The organism is Peribacillus sp. NPDC101480 (assembly GCF_050277335.1).
Classification (GTDB): domain Bacteria; phylum Bacillota; class Bacilli; order Bacillales; family DSM-1321; genus Peribacillus.
In genome coordinates this window covers 1-6207 of record NZ_JBNNSB010000021.1, presented here as the reverse complement: position 1 = coordinate 6207, position 6207 = coordinate 1, and the positions used below count along the sequence as shown (strand labels likewise).

Here is a 6207-nt window from a genome sequence, read left to right as displayed (position 1 = left end):
TTTTCACAAGAATGGAGGTGCACATTATGTCTCGTATAGGTAAAAAACCTATTGAAATCCCTGCAGGCGTAACAGTTACTGTTACTGGAAGTGAAGTAACTGTTAAAGGTCCTAAAGGTGAATTAACTAGATCATTCAGTCCTGACCTTTCAATCGTTGTTGAAGAGAACGTGTTAACTGTTACACGTCCGTCTGACGAGAAGACTCACCGTTCTTTACACGGTACTACTCGCGCACTTATCTCTAACATGGTTGAAGGTGTATCAACAGGTTTCGTAAAATCACTTGAACTTATTGGGGTTGGGTACCGTGCACAAAAGCAAGGTAACAAGCTTGTCCTTAACGTAGGATATTCCCACCCTGTAGAAATAGAGCCAGAAGCTGGCGTTGAAGTCGAAGTTCCTTCTAATACAAAAGTAATCGTAAAAGGTGCAAGCAAAGAACGTGTAGGAGCTCTAGCAGCTAATATCCGTGATGTTCGCCCGCCTGAACCGTATAAAGGTAAAGGTATCCGTTACGAAGGCGAATTCGTTCGTCGTAAAGAAGGTAAAACTGGTAAGTAATGCCGCATAAGTAAACGAAAGGAGTGACGTAAATGATTACGAAGCTTGATAAAAATGCTACTCGTCAGAAAAGACATGCGCGTGTACGTGCTAAACTTTCTGGAACAGAAGCTCGTCCTCGTTTAAATGTGTTTCGTTCAAACAAACACATTTACGCACAATTAATTGACGATGCAAAAGGCGTAACATTGGCAAGTGCTTCAACTCTTGATAAAGAGATCAATATCGAAGCAGGTAGCAATGCTGAAGCAGCTCAAAAAGTTGGCGAACTTATTGCGAAACGTGCTGTTGAAAAAGGTTTCAAAGCTGTGGTATTTGACCGCGGTGGTTACCTCTTCCATGGTCGTGTAAAAGCATTGGCTGACGCTGCTCGTGAAAACGGCTTAGAATTTTAATGGATAAGGAGGGACATAACAGATGCGTAGCATTGATCCTAATAAATTAGAACTTGAAGAACGCGTAGTTACAGTTAATCGTGTAGCTAAAGTTGTTAAAGGCGGACGTCGTTTCCGTTTCACTGCACTAGTTGTAGTTGGTGATAAAAATGGTCATGTTGGATTTGGTACTGGTAAAGCTCAAGAAGTTCCGGATGCTATCCGTAAAGCTATTGAGGATGCTAAGAAAAATCTAATTACTGTACCGATGGTTGGTACTACTATTCCTCACCTTGTGAACGGTCGCTATGGCGCAGGTCACATTCTATTGAAACCAGCTTCTGAAGGTACAGGAGTAATTGCTGGTGGTCCTGTTCGTGCGGTACTTGAATTAGGCGGAGTTAGCGATATCTTGTCTAAATCACTAGGTACTAATACACCTATTAATATGGTTCGCGCAACAATTGAAGGATTGAAGCAATTGAAACGTGCTGAAGACGTAGCTAAGTTACGTGGAAAATCAGTACAAGAACTGTTAGGATAAGGAGGGAAATCGAATTATGGCTAATAAATTAGAAATCACCCTCACTCGCAGCTTGATTGGTCGTCCTGAAGATCAACGTGTTACAGTTAACACTTTGGGTTTACGCAAAATGCATCAAACGGTTGTTCAAGAAGATAACCCTGCGATTCGCGGTATGATTACCAAAGTTGCTCATCTTGTTACTGTAAAAGAACAATAAAATAATTTTTAACTTAACAAGGAGGTGCCAACATGAAACTTCATGAGTTAAAAGCTGCAGAAGGTTCTCGTAAAGAACGTAAACGTAAAGGTCGCGGTATTGGATCTGGTAACGGTAAAACAGCAGGTAAAGGACACAAAGGACAAAACGCTCGCTCCGGCGGCGGTGTGCGTCTTGGATTTGAAGGGGGTCAAACTCCTCTATTCAGACGTTTACCTAAACGTGGATTTACCAACATCAACCGTAAAGACTATGCTATCGTGAATCTTGATACGTTAAATCTTTTCGAAGACGGTACTGAAGTAACACCAGCTCTTTTACTAGAGACTGGGGTTGTAAGTAAAGAAAAAGCAGGAATCAAAATTCTTGCCAAAGGAAGCATTGAGAAAAAGCTTACTGTTAAAGCTCACAAATTCTCGTCTACTGCTAAAGAAGCTATCGAAGCTGCTGGCGGTAATACAGAGGTGATCTAATGTTTCGCACGATCTCCAATTTTATGCGCGTGGGTGAAATAAGGAATAAGATTATTTTTACCCTTCTAATGTTAATCGTCTATCGCATCGGTACATTTATACCTGTACCGCATGTGAATGCCGATTTTCTCGCTGAACAGGACCAGCTGAGCGTCATCGGTCTTTTAAATACCTTTGGCGGCGGAGCACTGCAAAACTTTTCGATTTTAGCGATGGGTATCATGCCTTACATCACGGCATCCATCATCGTTCAGCTGTTACAGATGGATGTTGTTCCTAAGTTCACTGAATGGTCTAAACAAGGGGAAGCAGGGCGCCGTAAATTAGCACAATTCACTCGTTACTTCACTATTATCCTAGGATTTATCCAAGCAGTTGGTATGTCTTATGGGTTCAATAATATGTCAGGTGGACAGTTGATTGAAAATCCTGGAATTGCAACATACTTGCTTATTGCGACTGTCTTAACGGCAGGAACAGCTTTTCTTCTGTGGTTAGGGGAGCTGATCACTGCTAAGGGTGTGGGTAATGGGATCTCCATCATTATCTTTGCTGGTATCGTAGCTAGTTTGCCAACTACGGCAAATCAGATTTACGCCCAACAATTTGAAAATGCCGGTGATCAATTATTCTTACGAATCATAACGATTATCCTCATTGTTTTAGCAGTATTAGCAATCGTGGTTGCTGTTATCTTCATTCAGCAGGCATTACGTAAAATTCCTATTCAGTATGCGAAACGTGCTGCGGTAGGTCGTACACAAATGGGTGGCCAGTCTACTCATTTACCATTGAAAGTAAATGCTGCGGGGGTTATTCCGGTAATCTTTGCAATGGCATTTATCATTACTCCCACTACAATCGCTTCTTTCTTTGGAAAGAACAGCGTGACTAGTTGGATATCAACAAATCTTGATTACACCAAGCCAATTGGTATGATCATATATGTTGCTCTTATCATTGCTTTTGCGTATTTTTATGCATTCATTCAGGTTAACCCTGAACAAATGGCTGAGAATTTGAAAAAGCAAGGTGGCTATGTGCCGGGGATTCGTCCAGGTAAGAGTACACAAGAATATTTAACACGTGTTTTATACCGTCTGACGTTTGTAGGCTCTATATTTTTAGCCATCATTGCCGTTTTACCGGTATTTTTCATTAAGCTTGCTGATCTTCCTCAATCTGCACAGATTGGTGGAACCAGTTTGCTGATCGTAGTGGGGGTTGCCCTTGATACGATGAAGCAGCTGGAATCACAACTTGTGAAGAGACACTATAAAGGCTTTATAAAGTAATGAGTTTTGGGAACGGCTTGTTCCCTTTACCCATTATAGAGTTTGAGGGGGAAGAAAATTGAATCTAGTGTTAATGGGTCTGCCGGGTGCTGGTAAGGGCACTCAAGCTGAACAAATCGTAGAAAAATATAATATCCCTCATATCTCTACTGGAGATATGTTCCGAACAGCTATCAAAGATGGAACAGAATTAGGTCTAAAGGCGAAATCATTCATGGACAAAGGCGAATTGGTACCTGATGAAGTTACCATTGGCATCGTACGCGAACGGTTAAGCAAGGAAGACTGTCTCAAAGGATTTTTGCTTGATGGATTTCCACGTACTGTGGCACAGGCAGAAGCACTTGAGGGCATTCTTACTGATTTAGATCGCAAAATGAATTTTGTCATTAATATCGATGTTGATAAAAGCATCTTAATGGAAAGATTGACAGGACGTCGTATTTGCAAATCTTGTGGTTCGACATACCATCTTGTATTCAATCCTCCTGCTAAAGATGATGTATGCGACCGTTGCGGCGGAGAATTATATCAACGTGCCGACGATAATGCAGAAACGGTTCAAAATCGCTTAGATGTGAATTTGAAACAAACCAAGCCACTTCTTGATTTCTACGGAGATAAAGGATACTTGGTGAACATTAACGGACAGCAAGATATTAATAAGGTATTTGAAGATATCGATGTGTTGCTTGGTGCTTTACAAAATTAATCATTCGTATTGATTTATGAAATTCATACCATTTTTCTAACTTACTAGTTAAACTTGGTGCATTCCTATAATACAAAGGGTATAATGGATTTCGCGAGAGCATTCGCACATTTATTAATCAGGTTCTTGTACTTGGTATTCCCTGAATTGGGCGATTACTTTTTAAGTGATCTTCATGGACATATCCGGTCGGCAAAATTGATGAAGAAATGCAGTGACTCTATTGGGATTCCTAAAGAGTCGTGATATAGAGGGTTGAAAGAAGCTATGTCAGGCGTGCGCCTTTCAAACATCTCCCATGCTATTCAAACCTATGTCGAGACTAATTGCTTCTCTATTTCGAGAGTATGTCGGTCACGGAATCGGTCAAGACTTACATGAGGACCCATAAAATCCTCATTTCGGTCCAACTGATAAAGGTCCTCAGTTAAAGCCTGATTCTACAAAATGGTGAATACTTGATGCAGAATTGTAAGACTTATGAGGATGATTGGACTGTAGTAATGTTGACGGAAAGATGTGTACCTTTAATAGGTTCACGCATAGAGAAGGGAGAATCACTTTAATGGCGAAAGATGATGTAATTGAAGTAGAAGGCACAGTACAAGAGACTTTGCCAAATGCAATGTTTAAGGTAGAATTAGAAAATGGTCATACTGTTTTAGCTCATGTATCCGGTAAAATTCGTATGCACTTTATTCGCATTTTGCCTGGAGATAAAGTTACGGTTGAGCTTTCCCCGTATGATCTAACTCGCGGCAGAATCACATACCGGTTCAAATAATCCGGTTTCGCTCCGATCTGTATAAGGAGGTTAGATAGCAATGAAAGTCAGACCATCAGTCAAACCAATCTGCGAAAAGTGTAAAGTTATCCGCAGAAAAGGTAAAGTTATGGTTATTTGCGAAAACCCTAAACATAAACAAAAACAAGGCTAAATAGAAGGAGGTGCACTCAAGCATGGCACGTATTGCTGGAGTAGATATTCCCCGTGACAAACGTATTGTTATCTCATTAACATATATATATGGTATTGGAAAACAAACAGCGATCAAGATTCTTGCAGAAGCAGGCGTTTCTGAAGAAACTCGCGTTCGTGACTTAACGGAAGACGAATTGAACAAAATTCGTGATATCATTGACAAGCTTAAAGTAGAAGGCGACCTTCGTCGTGAAATCTCCCTAAACATCAAACGTTTAATGGAAATCGGTTCTTACCGTGGTTTACGTCACCGTCGTGGTCTTCCTGTCCGCGGTCAAAATACAAAAAACAATGCTCGTACGCGTAAAGGACCTCGTCGTACTGTAGCTAACAAGAAAAAATAATTAGTAAAGGAGGTTACTTTTCATGGCACGTAAAACTAATACACGTAAACGTCGTGTGAAAAAGAATATAGAAACTGGTATTGCACATATTCGTTCAACATTCAATAACACTATCGTTACGATCACTGACTCTCATGGTAATGCTATTTCTTGGTCAAGTGCTGGAGCTCTAGGATTCCGTGGATCTCGTAAATCCACTCCGTTCGCTGCACAAATGGCTGCTGAAACAGCAGCTAAAACATCAATTGAACATGGTATGAAAACTCTTGAAGTTACAGTTAAAGGACCTGGTGCTGGACGTGAGGCTGCTATTCGTGCACTTCAAGCTGCTGGCCTAGAAGTAACTGCAATTAAAGATGTAACTCCAGTTCCACATAACGGATGCCGTCCACCAAAACGTCGCCGTGTTTAATTTTTCTGTATAGATTTTGTATTCCTGTCAATAATGGGATATAATACTGAGTTTGCGTTCTTACAGAGGATTAATTTTCAGTTGTTGCGCACAGCGGGAACGTATACATGGGGAATTTCGGTTTAAGTGAATTCATTTACTTGCCGGGGTTTTGACGTTTTGAAGGAGGGTTTATTGATGATCGAAATAGAAAAACCAAAAATCGAAACGGTTGTCCCTGACTGATAAGTAGGATGAAGTTGCACCGGTCATTGAAACCTGTTCCGTAGCTTCTCCATTCTTAGCATAAACGCGTCCAGTGACCACAGG

The 6207-nt window shown here is 40.8% G+C and carries 11 protein-coding genes; all 11 read left to right on the top strand.

Going from position 1 to position 6207, the window contains the following annotated elements:
- Positions 1-26: 26 nt before the first annotated feature.
- The 11 genes from rplF to rpsK all read left to right on the top strand — a co-directional run bounded on the left by rplF (position 27) and on the right by rpsK (position 5898).
- Positions 27-563 carry a 50S ribosomal protein L6 gene (gene rplF / locus ACQKMF_RS26560; RefSeq protein ID WP_137016892.1) on the top strand — a complete coding sequence of 179 codons (537 nt, stop codon included), beginning with the start codon at positions 27-29 and terminating at the stop codon, positions 561-563.
- 32 nt (positions 564-595) lie between these two features.
- On the top strand, positions 596-958 hold the full coding sequence (gene rplR, locus ACQKMF_RS26555; protein ID WP_101225873.1) for a 50S ribosomal protein L18: 363 nt from the start codon (positions 596-598) through the stop codon (positions 956-958).
- A 22-nt stretch (positions 959-980) separates the two neighbouring features.
- Complete coding sequence (gene rpsE, locus ACQKMF_RS26550) at positions 981-1481, top strand: 30S ribosomal protein S5 (RefSeq protein WP_034304987.1); 501 nt, start codon at positions 981-983, stop codon at positions 1479-1481.
- Positions 1482-1497: 16 nt separating this feature from the next.
- Positions 1498-1680 carry a 50S ribosomal protein L30 gene (gene rpmD, locus ACQKMF_RS26545; RefSeq protein ID WP_034304984.1) on the top strand — a complete coding sequence of 61 codons (183 nt, stop codon included), beginning with the start codon at positions 1498-1500 and terminating at the stop codon, positions 1678-1680.
- 32 nt (positions 1681-1712) lie between these two features.
- Entirely contained in the window at positions 1713-2153 is a 441-nt protein-coding gene (gene rplO, locus ACQKMF_RS26540; RefSeq protein ID WP_034304982.1) for a 50S ribosomal protein L15, read from the top strand.
- On the top strand, positions 2153-3448 hold the full coding sequence (gene secY, locus ACQKMF_RS26535) for a preprotein translocase subunit SecY (protein ID WP_034304981.1): 1296 nt from the start codon (positions 2153-2155) through the stop codon (positions 3446-3448). The genes rplO and secY overlap by 1 nt, the downstream gene beginning before the upstream one ends.
- Before the next feature lie 58 nt (positions 3449-3506).
- Positions 3507-4160 carry an adenylate kinase gene (locus ACQKMF_RS26530; RefSeq protein ID WP_101225874.1) on the top strand — a complete coding sequence of 218 codons (654 nt, stop codon included), beginning with the start codon at positions 3507-3509 and terminating at the stop codon, positions 4158-4160.
- A 565-nt stretch (positions 4161-4725) separates the two neighbouring features.
- Entirely contained in the window at positions 4726-4944 is a 219-nt protein-coding gene (gene infA, locus ACQKMF_RS26525; protein WP_028390440.1) for a translation initiation factor IF-1, read from the top strand.
- Between the two features lie 40 nt (positions 4945-4984).
- Positions 4985-5098 (top strand): 50S ribosomal protein L36, encoded by a 114-nt coding sequence (gene rpmJ, locus ACQKMF_RS26520; RefSeq protein WP_003156543.1) that lies wholly within the window; start codon positions 4985-4987, stop codon positions 5096-5098.
- Between the two features lie 22 nt (positions 5099-5120).
- Entirely contained in the window at positions 5121-5486 is a 366-nt protein-coding gene (gene rpsM / locus ACQKMF_RS26515) for a 30S ribosomal protein S13 (protein WP_034304978.1), read from the top strand.
- Positions 5487-5508: 22 nt separating this feature from the next.
- A complete protein-coding gene (gene rpsK / locus ACQKMF_RS26510) occupies positions 5509-5898 on the top strand; it encodes a 30S ribosomal protein S11 (protein WP_028390438.1) in 390 nt (129 codons plus the stop codon).
- The last annotated feature ends 309 nt before the right edge of the window (positions 5899-6207 follow it).

Excerpts from the sequence above, each read along its gene's own strand:
- rpmD (WP_034304984.1), top strand. The coding sequence starts at position 1,498 with ATGGCTAATAAATTAGAAATCACCCTCACTCGCAGCTTGATTGGTCGT.
- rpmJ (WP_003156543.1), top strand. The coding sequence starts at position 4,985 with ATGAAAGTCAGACCATCAGTCAAACCAATCTGCGAAAAGTGTAAAGTT.
- rplO (WP_034304982.1), top strand. The coding sequence starts at position 1,713 with ATGAAACTTCATGAGTTAAAAGCTGCAGAAGGTTCTCGTAAAGAACGT.
- rpsM (WP_034304978.1), top strand. The coding sequence starts at position 5,121 with ATGGCACGTATTGCTGGAGTAGATATTCCCCGTGACAAACGTATTGTT.
- rplF (WP_137016892.1), top strand. The coding sequence starts at position 27 with ATGTCTCGTATAGGTAAAAAACCTATTGAAATCCCTGCAGGCGTAACA.
- rpsE (WP_034304987.1), top strand. The coding sequence starts at position 981 with ATGCGTAGCATTGATCCTAATAAATTAGAACTTGAAGAACGCGTAGTT.
- infA (WP_028390440.1), top strand. The coding sequence starts at position 4,726 with ATGGCGAAAGATGATGTAATTGAAGTAGAAGGCACAGTACAAGAGACT.
- rpsK (WP_028390438.1), top strand. The coding sequence starts at position 5,509 with ATGGCACGTAAAACTAATACACGTAAACGTCGTGTGAAAAAGAATATA.
- secY (WP_034304981.1), top strand. The coding sequence starts at position 2,153 with ATGTTTCGCACGATCTCCAATTTTATGCGCGTGGGTGAAATAAGGAAT.
- rplR (WP_101225873.1), top strand. The coding sequence starts at position 596 with ATGATTACGAAGCTTGATAAAAATGCTACTCGTCAGAAAAGACATGCG.